At 66.7% G+C, this 19705-nt stretch carries 13 protein-coding genes; 4 read left to right on the top strand and 9 right to left on the bottom strand.

The annotated features are described in order from the left end of the window. Window positions 1-29: 29 nt before the first annotated feature. The 7 genes from moaE to CBW66_RS10135 form a co-directional block, all read right to left on the bottom strand. On the bottom strand, window positions 30-503 hold the full coding sequence (gene moaE, locus CBW66_RS10165; RefSeq protein WP_086138277.1) for a molybdopterin synthase catalytic subunit MoaE: 474 nt from the start codon (window positions 501-503) through the stop codon (window positions 30-32). Next, window positions 500-3079, bottom strand: a complete 2580-nt coding sequence (locus tag CBW66_RS10160; protein ID WP_086138383.1) for a DUF349 domain-containing protein — start codon at window positions 3077-3079, stop codon at window positions 500-502. Before CBW66_RS10160 ends, moaE begins: the two co-directional genes overlap by 4 nt. Window positions 3080-3259: 180 nt before the next feature. Next, complete coding sequence (locus tag CBW66_RS10155; protein ID WP_139841658.1) at window positions 3260-3868, bottom strand: hypothetical protein; 609 nt, start codon at window positions 3866-3868, stop codon at window positions 3260-3262. Window positions 3869-4041: 173 nt separating this feature from the next. Then, entirely contained in the window at window positions 4042-6708 is a 2667-nt protein-coding gene (locus CBW66_RS10150; RefSeq protein WP_170932852.1) for a bifunctional acetate--CoA ligase family protein/GNAT family N-acetyltransferase, read from the bottom strand. Window positions 6709-6807: 99 nt separating this feature from the next. Then, the gene (locus tag CBW66_RS10145) at window positions 6808-7800 is read right to left on the bottom strand and encodes a DUF2804 domain-containing protein (RefSeq protein ID WP_086138275.1); all 993 of its coding nucleotides are present in this window, start codon (window positions 7798-7800) and stop codon (window positions 6808-6810) included. After that, window positions 7797-9080 carry a winged helix-turn-helix domain-containing protein gene (locus CBW66_RS10140; protein WP_086138274.1) on the bottom strand — a complete coding sequence of 428 codons (1284 nt, stop codon included), beginning with the start codon at window positions 9078-9080 and terminating at the stop codon, window positions 7797-7799. The genes CBW66_RS10145 and CBW66_RS10140 overlap by 4 nt, the downstream gene beginning before the upstream one ends. A 73-nt stretch (window positions 9081-9153) precedes the next feature. After that, the gene (locus CBW66_RS10135) at window positions 9154-10503 is read right to left on the bottom strand and encodes an ATP-binding protein (protein WP_086138273.1); all 1350 of its coding nucleotides are present in this window, start codon (window positions 10501-10503) and stop codon (window positions 9154-9156) included. 166 nt (window positions 10504-10669) lie between these two features. On the opposite strand from CBW66_RS10135, the gene CBW66_RS10130 reads away from it, so the two are divergent. Next, window positions 10670-12823 carry a TonB-dependent receptor gene (locus tag CBW66_RS10130; RefSeq protein WP_086138272.1) on the top strand — a complete coding sequence of 718 codons (2154 nt, stop codon included), beginning with the start codon at window positions 10670-10672 and terminating at the stop codon, window positions 12821-12823. Between the two features lie 29 nt (window positions 12824-12852). Here CBW66_RS10130 and CBW66_RS10125 read toward each other — a convergent pair whose 3' ends face one another. Then, window positions 12853-13521: a response regulator gene (locus CBW66_RS10125; protein ID WP_086138271.1), complete on the bottom strand. Its 669-nt coding sequence runs from the start codon at window positions 13519-13521 to the stop codon at window positions 12853-12855. A gap of 20 nt (window positions 13522-13541) precedes the next feature. After that, complete coding sequence (locus CBW66_RS10120) at window positions 13542-13913, bottom strand: YajD family HNH nuclease (protein WP_034755042.1); 372 nt, start codon at window positions 13911-13913, stop codon at window positions 13542-13544. Between the two features lie 432 nt (window positions 13914-14345). Between CBW66_RS10120 and CBW66_RS10115 the strand changes: the two genes are divergently transcribed. From CBW66_RS10115 to CBW66_RS10105, 3 genes are all read left to right on the top strand, one after another. Further along, window positions 14346-17366, top strand: coding sequence for a PAS domain-containing protein (locus CBW66_RS10115; RefSeq protein WP_230492201.1), 3021 nt, complete (start codon window positions 14346-14348; stop codon window positions 17364-17366). 67 nt (window positions 17367-17433) lie between these two features. After that, window positions 17434-18660, top strand: coding sequence for an exonuclease SbcCD subunit D C-terminal domain-containing protein (locus CBW66_RS10110; RefSeq protein WP_086138269.1), 1227 nt, complete (start codon window positions 17434-17436; stop codon window positions 18658-18660). A 16-nt stretch (window positions 18661-18676) separates the two neighbouring features. Then, the coding region (locus tag CBW66_RS10105) for an AAA family ATPase (RefSeq protein WP_172402966.1) at window positions 18677-19705 on the top strand (1029 nt) is incomplete at its 3' end.

The following is a 19705-nucleotide window of genomic DNA, read 5'->3' as shown; positions in this document are numbered from 1 at the left end:
CAAATGCTACGGTGCGGGGCGCGTTCGCTTCAAATGGGGCTTGCGTTTGTCGTCCATTTGTCCAGGGCCGTCGCGTCGCTGTCGCGCGCATCGACCCAGCGCGCCCCTTCCGGCGTGTCTTCCTTCTTCCAGAACGGCGCTTCCGTCTTCAGGTAGTCGATGATGAATTCGCAGGCGGCAAACGCTTCGCCCCGGTGGGCGGACGATACGGCCACCAGCACGATCTGCTCCTGCGGCAGCAAGGGCCCCACGCGGTGGATCACCAGCGCGCCGGACAGGGGCCAACGCTCCCGCGCCTGCTCGATGATGGCTTCGATGGACTTTTCCGTCATGCCCGGATAATGCTCGAGCTCCATCGCGGCCACGTCCAGCCCTTCGTTCATGTCGCGCACCGTGCCGACGAAGCCGACGACGGCGCCCACCTTGGGGTTGCCTGCACGCAATTGTGCAATTTCTTGAGTCAAGTCAAAATCGGCTTGCTGGATGCGGACGGAGGTACTCATTTCGCATTGCCTCCGATGCGGCGCAGCAGGGTTTCGATGCGGCTGGCCGTGCGCGCATCGGTGGCGGCGGCGATCGCGCACAGCTGCATCAGCTGCGACACTTGCGTGAGCGGCTTCTGGCCCGATTTGAGCGACGATTGCAGCACTTCCACCTGCATCTTCAAGCGGTCGCGGGCAAACTCGGCGCCGCTGTCGACGCCGGCGACGATTTCCAGACGCAGGACTTCAGCGAGCAGGCGCTGCTGGTTGGCCTGCAACTGCTGCGCGTAGGCGGCGCTGCCCTCGCCCAGCGCGGCCTGGGCGGCGGCAAAGCGCTGCTGCAGGCTGCGTTCGTACTGGGTGTCGAGCGGCGGCAAGGCGCTCCAGCGCTCGCTCCACGCTTGCGCGTCGGCGCCGGCACTGCCATCGGCCAATGCCGCTTCCAGCGATTGCACCAGGCGCAGCTTGTCGCGCAAGGCATTGGCCTGGGCCGCGCCGGCGCGCTCGGCGATGGCGTCCGCCTGCGCTTGCACGCCGGCAACCGCCGCCTGGTAGCGCTGCTCGATCTTCGCTTCGCTGGCGCGCGGCACGGGGCCCGTGGCGTTCCAGGCGGCGCGCGTATCGCGCAGCAAGTGATTGATGAAGGCCGTGCGGGCCTTGTCGTCACCCTCGGGCACGACGGCCGTTTCCAGCGCCGCGCACAGCGCTTCGCGCGCATGCAGGTGTTCGCGGCGCTCGTGGTCGGCCGCGTGGGCCGTTTCCTTGCGCCGGGCAAAGATATCGTCGCAGGCGGCACGGAAACGCTGCCACAGCGCCTGTTCCGCGCGGCGTTCCAGCGGCAAGGCTTTCGCCAGCTCCTGCCATTTATCCTGCAAGGCTTTGAGCATGTCGACCGTGTTGCGTTCCGATGGTTTGAGCAAGCCCACTTCGACAATCAATTGTTCGCGGCGGGCCGTCTCGATCTGGCGCTGCGTGTCCAGCGGCTTCGACAGGGCATCGAGCGCGGCGCCAAACTCGGCGTCCAGGCGTTTCTTTTCCTTGCGGTCGATGGTGCCCAGGCGCGTCCAGGCCTGGCGCAGGCGCTGCGAGGCGGAAGCAACATGTTTCCAGTCGGTACTCTCTTCTGCCGCCAGGGCAGCCGTTTCCGCGATCAGTTCCTGAGCCTTGGCCGCATTGCCGTGGCGCTCTTCGGCCAATTGCTTGAAATGCTGGGCCGCCGGCGCATACGCCACGCTGCAGGCCGCGTCGAAACGCTCCCACAGCGATTTCGGTGCGGGGCCGGACAAGGTGTCGAGCGACTTCCAGCGCTCGCGCAGGCTACCCACTTTCTTGGCCAGCTCGGCCATCGGTAATTGCTGCGCCGGCAATTCCTCGCCCGCCTTGACCAGTTCCTCGCGCGACACGTTGCCGCCCCAGCGCGCCCAGTCGGCCAGGCGCTTGAACTCGCCGCGCACATGGGCCAGGCGATCCGCTTGCGCAGGCGTCAAACGGCCGTGCTTGCTATCGCGCAAGGTCTTGTCATGCTCGGACGCCACGTGCAGCAAGCCTTCCTGCAAGGCCGCTTCCATGGCGTCGAGCACCTTGAAGAACTGCTCCGTCGCTTCCTTCGACACGGGCGCGTGTTCCTGGCGCGGCTTGCGCGGCGCCGGTTCCGCATGCGCTGGCGCGTCCACGGCTGCGGCAGTGACGACCGGCGCTGGCGCGCTGGCCAGCAGGGCCGCAAATTGCTGCTGCAGGCTGTCGGACAATGGCGATTCCGGCAGGCGCGGCAAGGCTTGCCAGCTACGTTTCAGCACATCGACGTCCAAGGTGGCGGCGTCCTGCGCCTGCCATTCGGCCAGGGCAAGCTGGCGCGCGTCGAACACGGCCTGGTGCTGCTGCAGCGCCTGCAAGGCGGACTGCGCCTGCTCGCGCGCCTGCGTGAAATCGGTTTCCAGGTGTTTCGGCAAGGAGGCGCGCTCGGGCGATTGCGCATGCTGCGCATGTTCCGCGTCCAGGCGGGCCAGCGCCTGGGCCAGCTCGCCGGCGGACTGGCCACTGGCAGCCAAGGCACGCGCCGCGGCGACGGCATCGATCACGGCGCGCTGCAGCAACACTTGCGCTTCCAGGCGGGCGGCCAGCGCGGCGCGCGCGGTGGCAAAGGCGCTCTCCAGCTCGGGCGTGGCCTTGATGACTTGCCATTGACGGTCCAGCTCGGCTACCTGGTTCGGGCTCAGCTTATCATCGTTCAACAGGCGCTGGGCCGTATCGATGCTGGCCTGGGCGCGTTGCGTCTCGGCCGCCTGATGGCGGATCAGGTCGATGCGGCCCTGCATCAGCTTGGCAACGCGGCGGTCCGTATTGCGCATGGCATGGTGGACTTTTTCCAGCAGGGGCAAGCTATGGACGTGTTCGGCCGCGATCAGGCGGGCATCGGCAAATTCGCTGGACAGGATGAATTCACAGGCGGCGGCTTCGTCGCCCGCCACGGCATGGGCACGCGCAACCTGTTCGGCGCGGCGCGATGCGCTCTGCGCCGAGGCGGCGGCCTGTTCTGCCACGACAGGATCGGGGACGGCAGTCTTGCTGGCAGAACGCTTGAAGAGAAATTCGAACATGACGGGTTTCGCGTGGATCAAAACCACCATCATAACAAAGCCCGGGGTATTGCATCGGACAGGGCTGAACAAGTTATCAAATGAATAAAATGAATCTTTTCCCTATGACGGCGCCATGTACCCGGCGATAAAACCACCCCGGCACAGGCGGGCCTGCCGGGGTGTGCGCTCGCTAACCGTTCAAGCCTGCGCGCGCAGCGGCGGTGACGGTGCAAGCTGCGCCGACGCGCCGCCGGCCTCGACGCTTTCCCCGTCGGTGGCAGGCGCGCCCGGCGCCGGCAAGGATGTCGGCAAAGGCGCCGGCAAAACAAAGGGCAGCACTTGCGCCTTGCCGCGGCGCGCTTCCTGCGCGCGCGCATCGTGGGCGAGGAACTGGTAGGCGATGGCAAACCACGCTTCGCCCACGATGACCTTGCGCGCCAGCGCGAACAGTTCGCGCTCTTCTTTTTCCAGGCGCTGCAGCAAGGCTGCGCAAAAGGCGTCGATGGCCGCGCACAGCTGCCCGGCCTGCAATTCGGAATGGTCGATGGCGGCGCCCGCGCGCTGCTGCACCGCGTTGATGCTTTCCAGCGCCACGTGGTTCAAGCCATTGATTTCATTGAGCAAGCCATCGGCATGCGGCGCGGCCTGGCGGATGGCGGGGATCAGGTACATCTCCACCTTGCGCCAGTAGCCGCCCTGGTACAAGCGGCTCAGCCAGTCGCCCGCATACTGCAGTTGCGCCAGGCTGAGTCTGCTCTGGTGACGCAGCTGCACATGCATGTACTTCTGAAAGGCCAGTAGGCTCATGCGGATGCTGGCCTGTTCCACTGACAGGGAAACCAATATATATGTTGCCGTAAGCATGCACTCACTCCCGAAAACGCGCTGGATGTCTGATCCTGGAAGTGAAAGTGTAAAGACTACCGACAGCGATGGGTTTGATCCTGCACAAACCCGCAGCGGGCCAGCCGCGCTTTCTTTTACGGCGCGCGCAAGCCGATATGCAGGTCGACGACACCGGGCTCTTCCGATGGTGTGACTTCGCCGCCAAAGCTTTTCACCAGCCGCTGCATGCCCTTGTTGCGCGCCATCGCCTCGCCCACCAGCGCTTCCGTGCCGCGGCTGCGGAAGTAATCGACCAGCTTTTCGAACAGGATGTGGCCCAGGCCCTTGCCCTTCAGGGCCGAACGCACGGCGATGGCGAAATCGGCGTGGATGTTGTCCGGGTCGGCCACGGCGCGCACCACGCCCAGGGTTTCCGGCTTGCCGTCCGGCCCCGTGTGCGTGGCGATGAAGGCCATGGCGCGGTCGTAATCGATCTGCGTCAGGCGCGCCAGCTGCGACACGGGCAGCTCGCGCATGGAGGTAAAAAAGCGCAGGCGCACATCGTCCGGGTCCAGCGCGTGGAACAAATCCATGTGCTGCGGCGCGTCCTCGGGGCGGATGGGGCGCAGCAGGATGGACTGGTCCATCCACGTCACCTGCTCTTCCAGCTCCTGCGGATACGGGCGGATGGCCAGGCGGTCGCGCTGCTGGCCCGGCTGCAGGCGAATGCGCGCGTCGAGGGCGATCACGCCGTCCGCGTCGGCCACCAGCGGGTTGATGTCGAGTTCGGCCAGCTCGCCGATGTCGGCCACCAGCTCGGCCACCTGGATCAGCGTGTAGCAGATGGCGTCGATGTCGGCCGGCGGCTGGTTGCGGTAGCCGGCCAGCAATTTCGACACGCGCGTGCGCGCCAGCATGTCGCGCGCCAGCACCATGTTCAGCGGCGGCAGGCCGATGGCGTGGTCGGCCGTCACTTCGACGGCGATGCCGCCCTGCCCCACCAATATCACGGGGCCGAAGGCGGCGTCCGTCGTGACGCCGACGATCAATTCATGCGATTGCGGCCGGCGCGCCATCTGCTGCACCGTAAAACCGTCGATCAGCGCGTCGGGCCGCATGCGGCGCACGCGCTTGAGCATGGCGGCGGCGGCCGTGCGCAGGATGTCGGGCGTATCGAGGTCGAGCGCCACGCCGCCGACATCGGATTTGTGCGCGATGTCGGGCGAATGGATCTTCAGCGCGACGGGATAGCCGATGTCCGCCGCCACGGCCAGCGCCTCTTCCACGTCGGCCGCCATGCGCGTGGTGGCGACGGGTATGCCGTAGGCGGCCAAAATCTCTTTCGAGCGGCATTCGCCGAGCACCGTCTGGCCTGCCGCCAGCGCGGCGGCGACGATTTCGCGCACCCTGGCGCGGCGCGGCGTGGCCGACATGGGCAGCTGCGCCGGCACCTGCATCAGGGTTTCCTGGTTGCGCCGGTACTGCACGATCTGCATGAAGCCATGCACGGCCTTTTCCGGCGTGTCGTAGGTGGGAATGCCGGCGCGATTAAAAACCTGGCGCGCGGGCGCCACGGTGGTGCCGCCCAGGAGGCACGACAGCACGGTGCGCGAGGTGGCCTTGATCAGCGGCGTGACGGCTTCGGCGATGTCGATCGACGAGACCATGGCCGTGGGCGCGTGCAGCAGCAGCAAGGCGTCCGCCTGCGGCTCGTCGAGCAGGGGCACGATGGCGTCGGCATAGCGCTGCACGGCCGCGTCGCCTGGCAAGCCGACGGGGTTGTCGTGCGACCAGCCGCGTGGCAGCGCCTTTTCCAGCGCGATCACGGTATCGGGCGACAGCTCGGCCAGCTTGCCGCCGCTGCTCACCAGCGCGTCGGTGGCCATCACGCCCAGGCCGCCGCCGTTGCACAAAATCGCCAGGCGCTCGCCGCGCTGCGAGCGGATGTGCGTGAGCGTTTCCACGGCATCGAACAGTTCCTCGGCCGAATACACGCGCAGCATGCCGGCGCGGCGGATGGCCGCGTCGTAGACGGCGTCGGAGCCGGCCAGCGCGCCCGTATGCCAGGCCGCCATGGCCGCGCCTTCCGCCTCGCGCCCCGCCTTCAGCACGATCACGGGTTTGCTGCGCGCGGCGGCCCGCGCCGCCGACATGAATTTGCGCGCCGCCTGGATATCTTCCATGTACAGCAGGATGGCGGCCGTGTCGATGTCGCCGGCCAGGTAGTCGAGCAGGTCGCCGAAATCGATGTCGTAGCTGGCGCCCAGCGAAATGAACTTGGAAAAGCCCACGCCGTGCGCGTTGGCCCAGTCGAGCACGCCCGACACCAGCGCGCCCGATTGCGACACGAAAGCGATCTTGCCGGCCGTCGCCCCCACATGGGCGAAGCTGGCGTTCAAACCCAGTTTGGGCACCAGCAGCCCCATGCTGTTGGGACCGAGGATGCGCAGCAAATGCGGTTTGGCCGCCTTCAGCATGGCCAGGCGCAGCGACTGCTCGCGCACGGGGTCGAGGCCCGACGTCATGACGATGGCCGCGCGCGTGCCCAGCGCGCCCAGTTCGCGGATCAGCGCCGTGATGGTGGCGGGCGGCGTGCAGATGATGGCCAGGTCCGGCGCCTTCGGCAGGTGCGCCAGCTTGCGGTAGCATTTCAGGCCCATCAGCTCGTCGTACTTGGGATTGACGGGCCAGATATCTCCCTGGTAGCCGCCGCCCAGCAGGTTGTACAGGGCGATGGCGCCCAGCTTGCGTTCGCGCGCCGTGGCGCCGATCAGGGCCACCGAGGCCGGCTTGAACAGCTTGTCGAGATTACGGATACTCATGTTCTGGCCTCATGGTTTGCCGGAGCGACTGTGCGCCAGTGTAAAGGATGCGCAGGCAAATAAATTTGACCTTGCGATGTGTTTCGCGAAAAAGCATGCTCACCAGCGCGAGCGGTGGCTTTCCGTCACCCCCGCCAGCTGCGCCACGATGCGCTTGGGAGACTCCGCGCTGGTACGCACCCAGCCGCTGAACGTGCCGATGGGCTGGATGTAGCGGCTGGCGGCGAGCCATAGGTTCTTGTCCTCGCGCCGCGCACCCTCGGGTTTGAAATGCAGGTCGAGCAGATCGTCGTCCGTCCATACGTGCCACGGCGCCAGCGGGTTGTCGGGATTGAAATCGAAATGCGCGCGGCCCAGCGCATGCAGCTGGCCATCGAGCCACAGCGCGTTTTCATGCGCGCCGAAATAGCCGGCCTGCAGGTTGAAACCGAGGTCCAGGCTGTGCGCCGAGGCCCAGCGCCATTCCGTCTCGCGCGCCAGCAAGCCGTTCGAATAATCGACGCTGGCCACGCCGTCGTCCAGGCTGTAGCCGACGGCGCCGCAGCGCACGCTGCCCCACAAGGGCAGGCCGCCCGATTTTTGCGTCGCATGCGCGCTGCCGCCCTCGCCCACGGGTCCCACGGCCAGCAAGGTGGGCGCCACGGGCGGGCCGAATTCCGCATCGATGCCGAAATGGCCGCACTCGAGCCGCAATCGGTAACGCTGCTGCGGCTGCGCCTCGATGGAGATCACTTGCGAGAGGAAGCGGAAACGGCTGGAGGCGGCAGCATGCGGCGCCACCGTGGCGCACAGGCCGGGAAGGCCATCCTGCGAAAAGCTCGCCACGATCTTGCCCTTGTGGCGGTCGAAGGCATAGGCGAAGGCCGTGCTGGTCCAGCCCAGGTCGACGATGGCCACGCCGCAAAAGACGGCCGGGGTCGACAGGGCCACGTAATGCCAGCGCTTGTGGTGGAACAGGCGCCAGAGGGCGCCGCGCGCATGCGGCGGCGCCAGCGCGGCCCAGTCGAAGGCGTCCAGCTGGCCCGTGTAGCGGCCGAAGCATGGCTGGCCATCGGCGGCGAGCAGGGATGGCGGCGCCGGCGGCAGCATCATGCGGCCTGCCTTGCGGCGGCGCCGCCGTCGTGCAGGGCCTCGGCCAGCTGCTGGCCGAACAGCACGGGCCGCGCCTGCGCAATATCGATATCCGGGCAGGCATGCCAGAGCGCCAGGCGCCGCACGGCGCCGGCCACGTCCTGCACCAGGCGGGGGCTGAGGCGCACGCCGTCTTCCAGCGCCAGCGATTTGATCTCGAAGCGCCCCTGCGCGCGGTGCGCCTTGGCGTCCAGCCGCCCCACCAGCGCGCCGCGGCGCAAAATCGGTAACGTGAAGTAGCCATAGCGGCGTTTTTCAGCGGGCGTGTAGCATTCGAGCCGGTAATCAAAGCCGAACAGTTCCAGCGCGCGGCGCCGGTCCCAGACGACGGGGTCGAACGGGGATAGAATCGTCGTCAGGGTGGGCGCCAGCTTGCCGGCGGCGGCCGCGCGCGCCAGCTCACCGTGGTCCGCATGCACGTAAACGGGATCGCTCCAGCCGTCCACCGTGCAGCGCAGCAGCGCGCCCTCGTCGACCAGCGCCTGCAGATCGTGCGCCAGGCTGGCGCGTGACTGTTTGGTGCGGAAATAGTCGCTGATCCAGCCGGTCCGCGCCAGGCCCAGCGCCTTCACGCTGGCCAGCAGCAAACGGCGGCGCACCTGATCCTCGGGCGGCAGCAAGCCGTCGTGCCAGCCAGGCAGCACCCGTTCGGCCAGGTCGTAATAGCGCTGGAACTGATGGCGCTTGGCGATCATCAGCACGCCAGATGTAAACAGCACTTCGAGCGAGCGCTTTTCCGGCTTCCAGCTCCACCAGCCGCCCGCCTGGCCATCCGTGCGCTCGAAGTCCGCCGAGCGCGCGGCGCCGTTGGCGCGGATGTGGTCGAGCACCGACGCGACGGCTTCGCCCTGTTCGGCCATCCATTTGACCGAATACTTCCAGCCCATGGCGGCAGGGTCGAGCATGCGGTGGCGGTACAAGCCATAGTCTTCGATGGGCACGAAGCAGGCTTCATGCGCCCAGTACTCGAACAGCGCGCCCTCGGCCAGCAACTGTTCCAGCCACGGCTGCGGATAGTCGCCCAGCCGGCTCCAGAGCACCAGGTAGGGGCTGCGCGCCACGACGTGGATGGTGTCGATCTGCAGCACGCCCATCTGGCGGATGACATCGAGCACGTCGGCCTTCACGGCTTTCTTGCGCCGCGCCTGCAGCAAACCCTGGGCGGCCAGGTGCAGGGCGCGCGCGGCGGCCAGCGAGAGCGGGGGGAGGTCGGGCGGCGGGTGCTTGTCTGGTCTGTGCATAACAGAAAGATACCGCATTCCGGATGCGCCTTGTGCGTTTTATCGCTATCGGATCGCGCAACCGGCAGCCACGCTATGCGGCGGGAAACACAAGCGTCACCGCCAGCCCCCTGCCCTGCAAGCCGGCGCCCAGGACGATGGCCGCGCCATGCCGCTCGGCGATGCGGCGCACGATGGACAGGCCCAGCCCGCTGCCGGGCAGCTGCGCGCCGCCCAGACGCACAAAACGTTCGAACGCGCGCTCATGCATGTCTTCCGCGATGCCCGGTCCCGTATCGGCCACGCGCACATAGCTGCGCCCGCCTTCCACGCCGCAGCTGATCTCGACGGCGCCCGGCGCCGGCGTGTGGCGCAGCGCATTGTCGACCAGGTTACGCAGCAGCATCTGCAGGCTGTCCGCATCGAACGCGCACGGCGCCGGCGCCACGTTCACGGCCAGCGAGAGCTGATACTGGTCGCTCCATTCCCGCCATTGCATACCGTGTTCCTCCAGCAGGTGCGCCAGGTCGCCCGGCGCCAGCGCCGTTTCCTGGACCTGCGGATCGAGCCGGGCCAGCGCCAGCAACTGGTTGACGAGGCGCGTGGCGCGCTCCACGCTGGCGCCCAGGGCGGCGATGAATTCCGCGCGCTCGTCCGCGCTGCGGGCCCGCTGCAGCACTTGCAGATTCGTCTTGATGGCGGCCAGCGGCGTGCGCAGCTCATGCGCCGCATCGGCCGTGAAACGCTGTTCATTGTCGCGGCTATGCCGCACCCTGCCGAACAAACGGTTAATTGCCAGCAGCAGCGGATGCAGCTCGGTGGGCGCGCCAGCGAGCCTGACGTCGGCCAGTTCATCGGGCGTGCGCGCCGACACTTCTTCGGCCGACGCCTGCAGCACGCGAAACACGCGGTGGATGCTCCACCAGATGGCGACGGTGGCCAGCACCACCAGCAGCAGGCCGAACAGCGCGATGCGGTAAAAGAAGCCGCGGCTGATGTCGTCGCGGTGACTGGTCGGCTCGGCCACCAGCAACTGCAAGGTGCGCTGCGGATCCCACAGCGAAAACAGACGCCAGCGCTGGCCCGCGATCGTGGTCCACGACAGGCCGTCCGGCGCGCTGCGCGACAGGGCGATATCGGTTGCCGCGTCATTGCGGTACAGCACGCGCTGCTGCGCGTCGCGCACCTTGAACAGCAAATACTGGTGGGGATTCGGCTGGCCGCGCAGGGGCAGGTCGACGGGCTCCGTCAAGCCGTGTTCGCGCGCCTCCTTTGCCACCAGCGACAGCAGCAGATGGCCCGTCTCGGTCAGCGACTGGTCGAACAATTCCTGGCTTTCGCGGCGCGCTTCCACGTACACGATGGCGGCGCTGCCCACCCACAGGGCCAGGGTCAGGCCCAGCAGCACGGCCAGCAGGGTGCGCCGCAAGGACCAGGTTTGCATGCCGCCGCCAGCAGTTAAGAATCTCTTAAGAACTTCTGCGCAAGATCCGGAGCGACATATTTTTTGGGTAGCCATGGGTGTAATTGTAAATGATTCTTATTGCCTCCATGATTCCCATTATCTCAACAACATAGACCAATAACTGATCAACCCTTCAGGAGTTTGCATGTCCCACAGCACCCGCCGCGCGCGCCTGCCGCGTCCCACCACCCTGGCCCTGGCGCTCGCCGCGCTGTCCTGCCTGCCGGCGCAAGCGCAAGTCGCGGCGCCGGCCAGCATGCCGGAAGTGGTCGTTTCCGCTTCCGGCTTCGAGCAGGATATCAAACAGGCACCCGCCTCGATCACCGTGCTGACGCGTGAGGAACTGTCGAAGGAGCGTTTCGGCAACCTGACGCAGGCGCTGGAAAGCGTGGAAGGCATCGACGTGGGCGCGGCGGGCGACAAGACGGGCGGCATGAACATCAGCATCCGCGGCATGCCCAGCGACTACACTTTGGTGCTGATCGACGGCCGGCGCCAGAATGCGGCCGGCAATGTCACGCCGAACGGCTTCGGCGGCACGCAGACGAGCTTCATACCGCCGCTGGCCGCCATCGAGCGCATCGAGATCATCCGCGGCCCCATGTCGACCCTGTACGGTTCCGACGCCATGGGCGGCGTGATCAACATCATCACGCGCAAGGTGGGCAAGCAGTGGATGGGTTCTATCTCGGCCGACTACACGGTGCAGCAGGAATCGGACTTCGGCGACGTGAAAAGCGGCCGCTTCTACCTGAGCGGCCCCATCGCCACCGATCTGCTGGGCCTGTCGCTGCGCGGCAGCAAGCAACGCCGCGACGCGGCCGACATCCGCTACAACGGCGCGGCCGGTGCGGAAGTCACACCAAACATGGGCGCCAATCCCGTGCGCGCGGACATCGACAACTTCGGCGCGCGCCTGGCCTTCACGCCGAACCGTTTTCATACCGTCACTCTCGACGCGGACGCGGGCCGCCAGACCTACGACAATTCGAACGGCCAGCTGGGCACCAAGAGCGTGCAAGGCGGCTACGGCCCCGAGCAGAAATACCAGCGCGACCAGTGGACCCTGTCGCACACGGGCCGCTTCGGTTTCGGCACGCTCGACAGCAGCTACATGGTGAACAAGACGCAAACCCTGGGCCGCACGATTCCGCCGGGCACGCCGGGCGCCGTGGCCGGCAGCGCGCGCACCCTGGAAGTGGAAAGCCAGGTCTTCGACACCAAGCTGGTCATGCCATTGGGCAAACACATGGCCACCGTCGGCGCGCAATGGTGGAAAGCGGACATGACGGACGGCGTGGCGCCAAAGGCATTCGAGTTCACGCAAAAAGCCCTGTTCCTGGAAGACGAATGGCAGGTGCTGGACAACGTCGCGCTGACTGTCGGCGCCCGCCATGACGATCACAGCATCTTCGGCGGCCAGACCAGCCCCCGCGCCTATGCCGTGTGGAACGCGACGCCGGGCTGGACCGTCAAGGGCGGCGTCAGCAAGGGTTACAAGACGCCACGCGTGGAGCAACTGTCGCCCGGCATCAACGGTTTCGGCGGCCAGGGCACGATCCCGCTCGTCGGCAGCCCGGACCTGAAGCCGGAAACGAGCACGACGACGGAAATCGGCGCCTACTTCGACAACCTGGCCGGCTGGACGGCCAGCGGCACCGTGTTCAACAATGCATTCAAGGACAAGATCACCACGGGCACGGGCCTCGTCAATTGCAGCTACCGTCCTTCGCCCAACCGTCCCGGCTGCGTCAGCTTCGGCAACTGGCCCAACGTCGATGCGTTCGGCCAGTCGGTCAACGTGGATGAGGCCGTCACACGCGGTGTCGAGCTGAATACGCGCTTCCCGCTGGGCAAGACCTTGTCGGCCAGCGCCAACTACACGTACACGGAAAGCGAACAGAAGAGTGGCAGCAATGCGGGCAAGCCGCTGAGCGACACGCCCAAGCACGCCGTCAACGCGCGTTTGAGCTGGGATATCTCGCGCGAATGGAACGGCTGGCTGCGCGCCGAGTACCGCAGCGAGCGCTTCCGCGATCCGGGCACCTCGGCCGCCACGCGTGCCGCCAAGGCCGCGCTGGGCGACTACCAGGGCTACACCATGCTGCACCTGGGCAGCAGCTACCAGCTGAACCGGCGCGTGACGCTGAACGCGGCCGTGTACAACCTGCTCAACAAGGACTTCATCGACTACCAGCCTTACCGCACGGGATCAGGCCCGGCCTTGACCTACGCCAACCGCTACGTCAACAGCCTGGACGGCCGCCGCCTGTGGCTGTCGGCCACCGTCGATTTCTGATCAGGGAGGCGGCTTCCCGGCCGCCTTCGTCAAGCCGCTTTGGGCTTGTCGATGCAATACCCGACCGCATGCACGGTGCGTATCAAGTCCCGCCCCAGCTTCTTGCGCAGGTGGTGGATATGCACTTGCACGGCATTACTTTCCACTTCCCCGCCCCAGCTGTACAGGTTTTTCTCCAGCTGTTCCCGGCTCAGCACGCGGCCGCCGTGTTCCAGCAGCAGCTGCAGGATACAAAATTCCTTCACCGTCAAGGCCACGGGCAATCCCCCTTGCGTCACCTGCCGGTGCGCGATATCGAGCACCAGGTCGCCATGCACGAGGTGCTCGCGCAGGCGGCCCGCGGCGCGCCGGCAGGCGCTGCGGATGCGCGCGGCCAGCTCGTCGAGGTCGAACGGTTTGACGATGAAATCGTCGGCGCCCGCGTCGAGGCCGGCGATGCGCTCGCCCACCTGGTCGCGCGCCGTGACGACCAGCACGGCGCCGCCGTAGCCATTGTCGCGCAGCACGCCCAGCGCCTGCATGCCATCCTGCCCCGGCAAGCCCAGGTCGAGCAGGATGCAGCCATAGTCGTGCAGGCGCACGGCCGTGTGCGCGTGCTCGGCGCTGGTGACCCAGTCGACGGCATAGCCGCCCTGTTCCAGGCCGATCTGCGTGGCGCGGCCCAGCTGCGGGTCGTCTTCGGTCAGCAGGATGCGCATGGGGAAGCGGCGCGGCCCGCTCAGTCCTTTTTCTTGATCAGGCCCGCCAGCGCGGCAAACGGATTGTGCGTGGCGGGCGCCACCTCGGCCGACAGCAGGCCGGCGCCACGGTCCGCTTCCAGGTAGCGCGAGTGCTCATTGTCGTGGCAATACAGGCACAGCAATTCCCAGTTGCTGCCATCGGGCGGATTGTTGTCGTGGTTATGGTCGCGGTGGTGCACCGTCAGCTGCTGCACGTTGGCGCGCGTAAATTCGCGCATGCAGCGGCCGCAGACCCACGGATACATCTTCAGCGAGCGCTCGCGGTAGCCGCTCTCGCGCTGGTCGGCGGCGCGGCGCGCTTCGGCCACGATCTTGTCCAGCCTTGCCGCGTCGGGCTTTTTACTCTGCATGACAACTTTCGATATGGGAGGAAGAAGCATCCATTTTAATGAGGATGGGGGCGCAATTGTACTTTTTCTGCCACGCCGCCAGCCCGTGCCGCCCCCGGCGTGCTTTTTTTAGCGTGCGCGGCGCCACAGGTACTTGATTTAACGCAAAATAAGCCCAGCGACAGACGATGAACAGACGCTAAGTAATCCTCGGGAAATTAGTGTGAGTTTATGACGAACAGAACCGGATGCTATGCAAGGCGCTCGCTGCGACGCAGTGCGAGCACTGCTAGCAGTGAGCAACGCCGCAGAGCGCCGGTTATGAAAGTCAGAAATCACAATAATTTATTGGGGTTACTTAGGGCAGCAGGCAATGCGCAGGTCGGCATATTTCGGCTATGATGCGCGCCTCGCCGCCCTTCCCTTTTTCATGACCCTAGCCTGCAAGCGCCCGTGATAGCGATAACAAGACCCCTGCAACGCCTTGCCCGCCGCCTGTACCGTCTCAGCCTGGTGCCCCTGTTCGCGCTCGTCCTGCTGCTGGCGCTGTGGGCGGCCGTCTTTTACCAGGTGGGCCAGGAGCGGGCCAGCGCCGTGCGCGACGCCGTGGCCGTCAGCCAGTCGCTGGCCCGTACCCTGGCCGACCATACCAGTTTCACCTTGCGCCAGACGGATCACGCCACGCAATTGTTCAAGCTCAAATACGAGGAATCCGGCGGCAGCCTGCGCCTCAATGAATTCACGCGCCGCCAGGGCTTGCTCGACAGCGTGCTGCCATCGAAGCTGGCACTGCCGATCGCCCTCGTCGACGCGCAGGGCGACGTGATCGACAGCGCCAACGCGTATCTGCCGGAAAACCTGGCCAGCCAGGCATTTTTCAAGGCGCTGGCAGCCAATGCGTCCGACACGGCCCTGGTCGACACGCCCGTGCTCGACGCGGGCAGCAAGCACTGGACCATCCGCCTGGCGCGCCGTCTGAACGATGGCCAGGGCCGCTTTGCGGGGGCCATCGTCATCCACGTCGACCCTACGTATTTTGTCGACGACTACGACCGCCTGAACCTCGACGAGCATGGCGCGCTGATGCTGGTGGCGCGCGACAGCGGCCTGACGGTGGGGCGCATCGGCGAGCAATTGATACTCAGCGACCGCATCGACTTCCGCATGCCGGGGCCGCCCGAGCACGCGTCCGAGGAATTGCTGATCGAGCCGCCCGTCGATGCGATGGCGCGCATCTACAGCTACCACGAACTGTCCCGCTACCCGCTGCTGGCCGTGGTGGGCGTAAGCCGCGCCACGGCCCTGGCCCGCTTCGAACAGCGCCGCCTCGCATATCTGGGCGCGCTGTTCGCCGCCAGCGTGCTCATTGCCGGCTTTACTGCCCTGCTGATGCGCCAGAGCGCGCGCCTGCGCCGCAGCATCCGCCAGGCCACGGAAACGCAAGCGCTGCTGCGCGCCGCGCACCAGGGCAGCCTCGACGCCGTGCTGCTGCTGAAAGCCTGGCGGCCCGCCCCGGGCAAGCCGGTGGAAGACTTCACCTTTGCCGACATCAACGAACGGGCCGCCGACATGCTGGGCAAGCCACGCTCCGAACTGCTGGGCCAGCGCGTGCTGCCGCGGATGCCGCTGCTGCGCGGCGAGCGTTTCTTCAAGCGCTTCGTGCTGGTGATGGAAACGGGCCAGCCGCTGGAAGACGAATTCGAACTGCCGCTGGCCTCGGGCGGCACGCGCTGGCTGCGCCACCAGGTGGTGCCGATCGCCGACGGCGTGGCCGTCACCTCGCGCGACATCAGCGCGCGCAAGCACGACGAACTGGCGCTGCAGGACAACCGCAGCTTCCTGCAGTCGCTGATCGACCATTTGCCGGTGCTGGTGTACGTGAAAAGCGCGCGGCCGGAAAATTTCGGCCAGATGGAAGTGTGGAACAAGGCCGCCGAGGACATCACGGGCCACCTGGCCGCCGATGTCATCGGCAAGACCGATTGCCAGGCCTTTCCGCCCGATTTCGGCCTGCACGACGCCGAGGACGACCGCGCCATCCTGGCCGAGCGCGGCGTCATCGACCATACGGAAAAGCCGTTGCGCCTGCGCGACGGCAGCCTGCGCTACCTGCGCGCCGTCTCCGTGCCCGTGTTCGACGAGCGCCAGCAGATCGAACATATCCTGTGCATCGCCGAGGATATCTCGCAGCGCCGCCAGCAGGAACTGGAACTGCGCCAGAAACAGGCCGAGCTGGCCGCCGTCAACGACGCCTCGCCGCTCGGCCTGGTGCGTCTGGACCGCCAGCGCCGCTGCACCTACGTCAACCGCACCTTCGAAGCCATCACGGGCCTGCCGCGCGCGGCCGCCCTGGGCGCCGGCTGGACCAGCGCCCTGCACCCGGACGATTATCCGCTGATGCACGGGGCGCTGGAACAGCTCACGCGCAGCCATGCCCCGTTCCAGTCCACCTTGCGCTGCCTGCAGCGCGACGGCAGGCTGGTCTGGGTTTCCGTCAAAATTGCCCCCATCCTCATCGACGGACGGATCGAAGGCTATGTGGGCTCCCTGGACGACATCACCACCTTGCGCGAATCGGAAGTGGCGCTGCTGGAAAGCGAAGCGCGCCTGCGCACCATCGCCGACACCTTGCCGGCCATGATCGCCTACATCGACGCCGACCAGGTCTACCGCTTCCTGAACATCGCCTATGAACGCGAATTCGGCCTGACAGGCCGGCAGGCGCTGGGCAAGAGCGTGCGCGACACGGTGGGCGAGGCGCGCTACGCCACGGTGGCGCCGTATATCGACAGAGTGCTGGCCGGCGAAACCTTGAGTTTTGAAGAGGAAGATGAAAAAGAAGGCATCGAGCGCTGCATGGAAGTGATCTACATCCCGCAGATCGGCGAAGACAAGCTGCAGGTGGTGGGTTTTCACGTGATGCGCCAGGATATCACCGTGCAAAAGCGCGAAAAACAGCGGCTGCTGAAACTGGCCCAGGTCGATGCGCTGACGGGCTTGTCGAACCGCGCCGGCTTCCAGCAAAAACTCAGCGACGCCATGCACGCGAGCCGCCGGCAGCAGCACCTGATGGCCGTCATGTACATGGATATCGACCGCTTCAAGCCCGTCAACGACACGCACGGCCACGGCACCGGCGACGCCCTGCTGCGCGCCTTTGCGCAGCGCCTGACGCACACCATGCGCGCCACCGACATCATCGCCCGCCTGGGCGGCGACGAATTCACCATCATCATGGAACAGATCACCCGGCCCGACGACGCGGCCGTGCTGGCGGAAAAGATCGTCGCCGCCATGCGGCAGCCGTTCGAACTCGACGGCATCACCGTGCGCATTTCCGCCAGCATCGGCCTGGCCTTCTACCGCGACGAAGACATCCCCCCTGCCGTGCTGCTGCAGCGGGCCGACGTGCTGCTGTACCAGGCCAAGCAGGATGGCCGGAATACCTATCGCGCCGGCGCGTTGACGGCTTGATATAGCCACTGGCGCATACCGTCATTCCTGCTATATTGGCGCCTGTCTTCGCTATCCTTGCCCCACCATGCGCCTGCTGCACACTTCCGACTGGCATCTGGGCCAGACCCTGCACAATTACGAGCGGGGCTACGAACACCAGCGCTTCCTCGACTGGCTGCTCGACACGCTCGTGGCTGAACAGGCCGACGTGCTGCTCGTCGCCGGCGACGTGTTCGACAATGCCAACCCGTCCGCCGCCTCGCAAAAGCAGCTGTATGTCTTCCTGCAGCAGGCGCGCGCGCGCCTGCCCGCGCTGCAGCTGATCGTCGTCGCCGGCAACCACGATTCGGCGGGCCGCCTGGAAGCACCCGGCCCCCTGCTGGCCGCGCACGGCACGCACGTGATCGGCCATCTGCTGCGCGACGAGGCAGGCGATATCGACCTGGAACGCCTGCTGCTGCCGCTCACCGGCAGCGACGGGCAAGTACAGGCCTGGTGCCTGGCCGTGCCCTTCCTGCGCCCCGGCGACGTGCCGAAACTGCCGGCCGGCGATACGCAGGACGCCTACCTGGGCGGCATCGCCCTGCTGTACCGCCAATTGACGGACCTGGCGCTGGCGCGCCGCCAGCCCGGACAAGCCATCGTTGCCATGGGCCATTGCCACATGGTGGGCGGCGAAATGTCGAATGATTCCGAACGCCGCATCGTCATCGGCGGCACGGAAATGCTGCCCTCGGGGATATTCGATGCCGCCGTCGCGTATGCGGCGCTGGGCCATTTGCACAAGGCGCAAGCGGTGGGCGGCCAGCAGCACATCCGCTACTGCGGCAGCCCGATACCGCTGTCGTTTGCCGAAGTGAACTATCGCCACCAGGTGCTGTGCCTCGATATCGACGGCGAGCAATTGCGCGAGGTCCGCGCCATCGACGTGCCGCGCGCCGTGCCCCTGTTGCGCGTGCCCGCCACGCCGGCGCCCATAGCCGAGGTGCTGGCGCAGCTGGCCGCCCTCGACGTGCCGGACGTACCGGCCGAGGCGCAACCGTTCCTGGAAGTGCGCGTGCGCCTCGATGCGCCGGAACCTGGCCTGCGCACGCGCATCGAAACGGCGCTCGACGGCAAGCCCGTGCGCCTGGCGAAGATCGAAACGTCGAGCGCCGCGCGCGGCAGCGCCCCCGAGAACCTGACGCTCGACCAATTGGCGCAACTGCAGCCGGACGATGTCTTCCGCCTTTTGCACCAGCAAAAATACGGCAGGGAGGCGCCGCCCGAACTGCTCTCGGCCCTGGCCGAACTGCTGCTGCCCGGCGCGTGAGCGCACCTGAAGAACCATGAAAATACTGAAAATCAGCGGCAAGAACCTGGCCTCGCTGGCCGGCGAATTTGAAGTCGACTTCCAGCAGGAACCGCTGGCCTCTTCCGGCCTGTTCGCCATCAGCGGGCCCACGGGCGCCGGCAAGAGCACCCTGCTCGACGCCCTGTGCCTGGCCCTGTACGACGCCACGCCGCGCCTGCTGAAGGTGCTGGGCCGGGGCAGCGCCCTGCCCGACGTGGGCAAGGAAACCGTCAACGCCCAGGATACGCGCACCTTGCTGCGCCGCGGCACGCCGGACGGCTACGCGCAAGTCGACTTCGTCGGCAACGATGGCGGTCACTACCGCGCGCGCTGGAGCGTGCGCCGCTCGCGCACCAAGGCCGAAGGGGCGCTGCAGGCGACCGCCATGAGCTTGCACCAGCTGCCCGCGCTGCAACCCATCGGCGGCACCAAGACGGAAGTCAAGGAAGAGATCGAAAAACGCATCGGCCTGTCGTTCGACCAGTTTACGCGCGCCGTGCTGCTGGCGCAAAACGAGTTTTCCACCTTCCTCAAGACGGAAGACAATGAACGGGGCGAGCTGCTGGAAACCCTGACGGGCAGCAGCATCTATACCGATATTTCCATGCGCGCCTTCGAGCGGGCGAAAAAGGAAAAGCAGGTCCTCGAACGCCTGGGCGAAAAACTGGCCGACCAGCGGCCCTTGTCGCAGGAAGAGCGCAGCGATGCCGAGGCGCTGTGCGGCGCGGCCGAGAGCGCCCTGCACGCCGTCGACCTGCGCAAGGCCGTGCTGGAACTGCAGCAGCGCTGGCACCAGGAAACGCACAAGCTGCAAACCCAGGCGACGGCCGCGCAAGAGGCGCAAGATAACGCCGATGCCGAACGTGTCGCCGCCGAAGCGCGCCGCGCGGCGCTGGCGCAGTGGGAATTGCTGCAGCCGGCGCGGCCCCTGATCGACGACGTGGCGCGCCTGGCCGATGACAGCGCCGGCACGGGCGCCGCACTGGAAGCGTCGCGCGCGCAGGCGGCGCAGGCCGTGGGCACA

This window comes from Janthinobacterium sp. GW456P, assembly GCF_002127655.1.
GTDB lineage: Bacteria > Pseudomonadota > Gammaproteobacteria > Burkholderiales > Burkholderiaceae_D > Janthinobacterium.
Note: the sequence above shows the minus strand (reverse complement) of the source record. Positions and strands in the feature narration are given on the sequence as shown.

What these genes read in the sequence shown, in the direction of transcription:
- CBW66_RS10120 (WP_034755042.1), bottom strand. Translation starts at nt 13,913, where the DNA reads ATGCAGAGTAAAAAGCCCGACGCGGCAAGGCTGGACAAGATCGTGGCC.
- moaE (WP_086138277.1), bottom strand. Translation starts at nt 503, where the DNA reads ATGAGTACCTCCGTCCGCATCCAGCAAGCCGATTTTGACTTGACTCAA.
- CBW66_RS10160 (WP_086138383.1), bottom strand. Translation starts at nt 3,079, where the DNA reads ATGTTCGAATTTCTCTTCAAGCGTTCTGCCAGCAAGACTGCCGTCCCC.
- CBW66_RS10150 (WP_170932852.1), bottom strand. Translation starts at nt 6,708, where the DNA reads ATGAGTATCCGTAATCTCGACAAGCTGTTCAAGCCGGCCTCGGTGGCC.
- CBW66_RS10145 (WP_086138275.1), bottom strand. Translation starts at nt 7,800, where the DNA reads ATGATGCTGCCGCCGGCGCCGCCATCCCTGCTCGCCGCCGATGGCCAG.
- CBW66_RS10110 (WP_086138269.1), top strand. Translation starts at nt 17,434, where the DNA reads ATGCGCCTGCTGCACACTTCCGACTGGCATCTGGGCCAGACCCTGCAC.
- CBW66_RS10140 (WP_086138274.1), bottom strand. Translation starts at nt 9,080, where the DNA reads ATGCACAGACCAGACAAGCACCCGCCGCCCGACCTCCCCCCGCTCTCG.
- CBW66_RS10155 (WP_139841658.1), bottom strand. Translation starts at nt 3,868, where the DNA reads ATGAGCCTACTGGCCTTTCAGAAGTACATGCATGTGCAGCTGCGTCAC.
- CBW66_RS10125 (WP_086138271.1), bottom strand. Translation starts at nt 13,521, where the DNA reads ATGCGCATCCTGCTGACCGAAGACGACCCGCAGCTGGGCCGCGCCACG.
- CBW66_RS10135 (WP_086138273.1), bottom strand. Translation starts at nt 10,503, where the DNA reads ATGCAAACCTGGTCCTTGCGGCGCACCCTGCTGGCCGTGCTGCTGGGC.
- CBW66_RS10130 (WP_086138272.1), top strand. Translation starts at nt 10,670, where the DNA reads ATGTCCCACAGCACCCGCCGCGCGCGCCTGCCGCGTCCCACCACCCTG.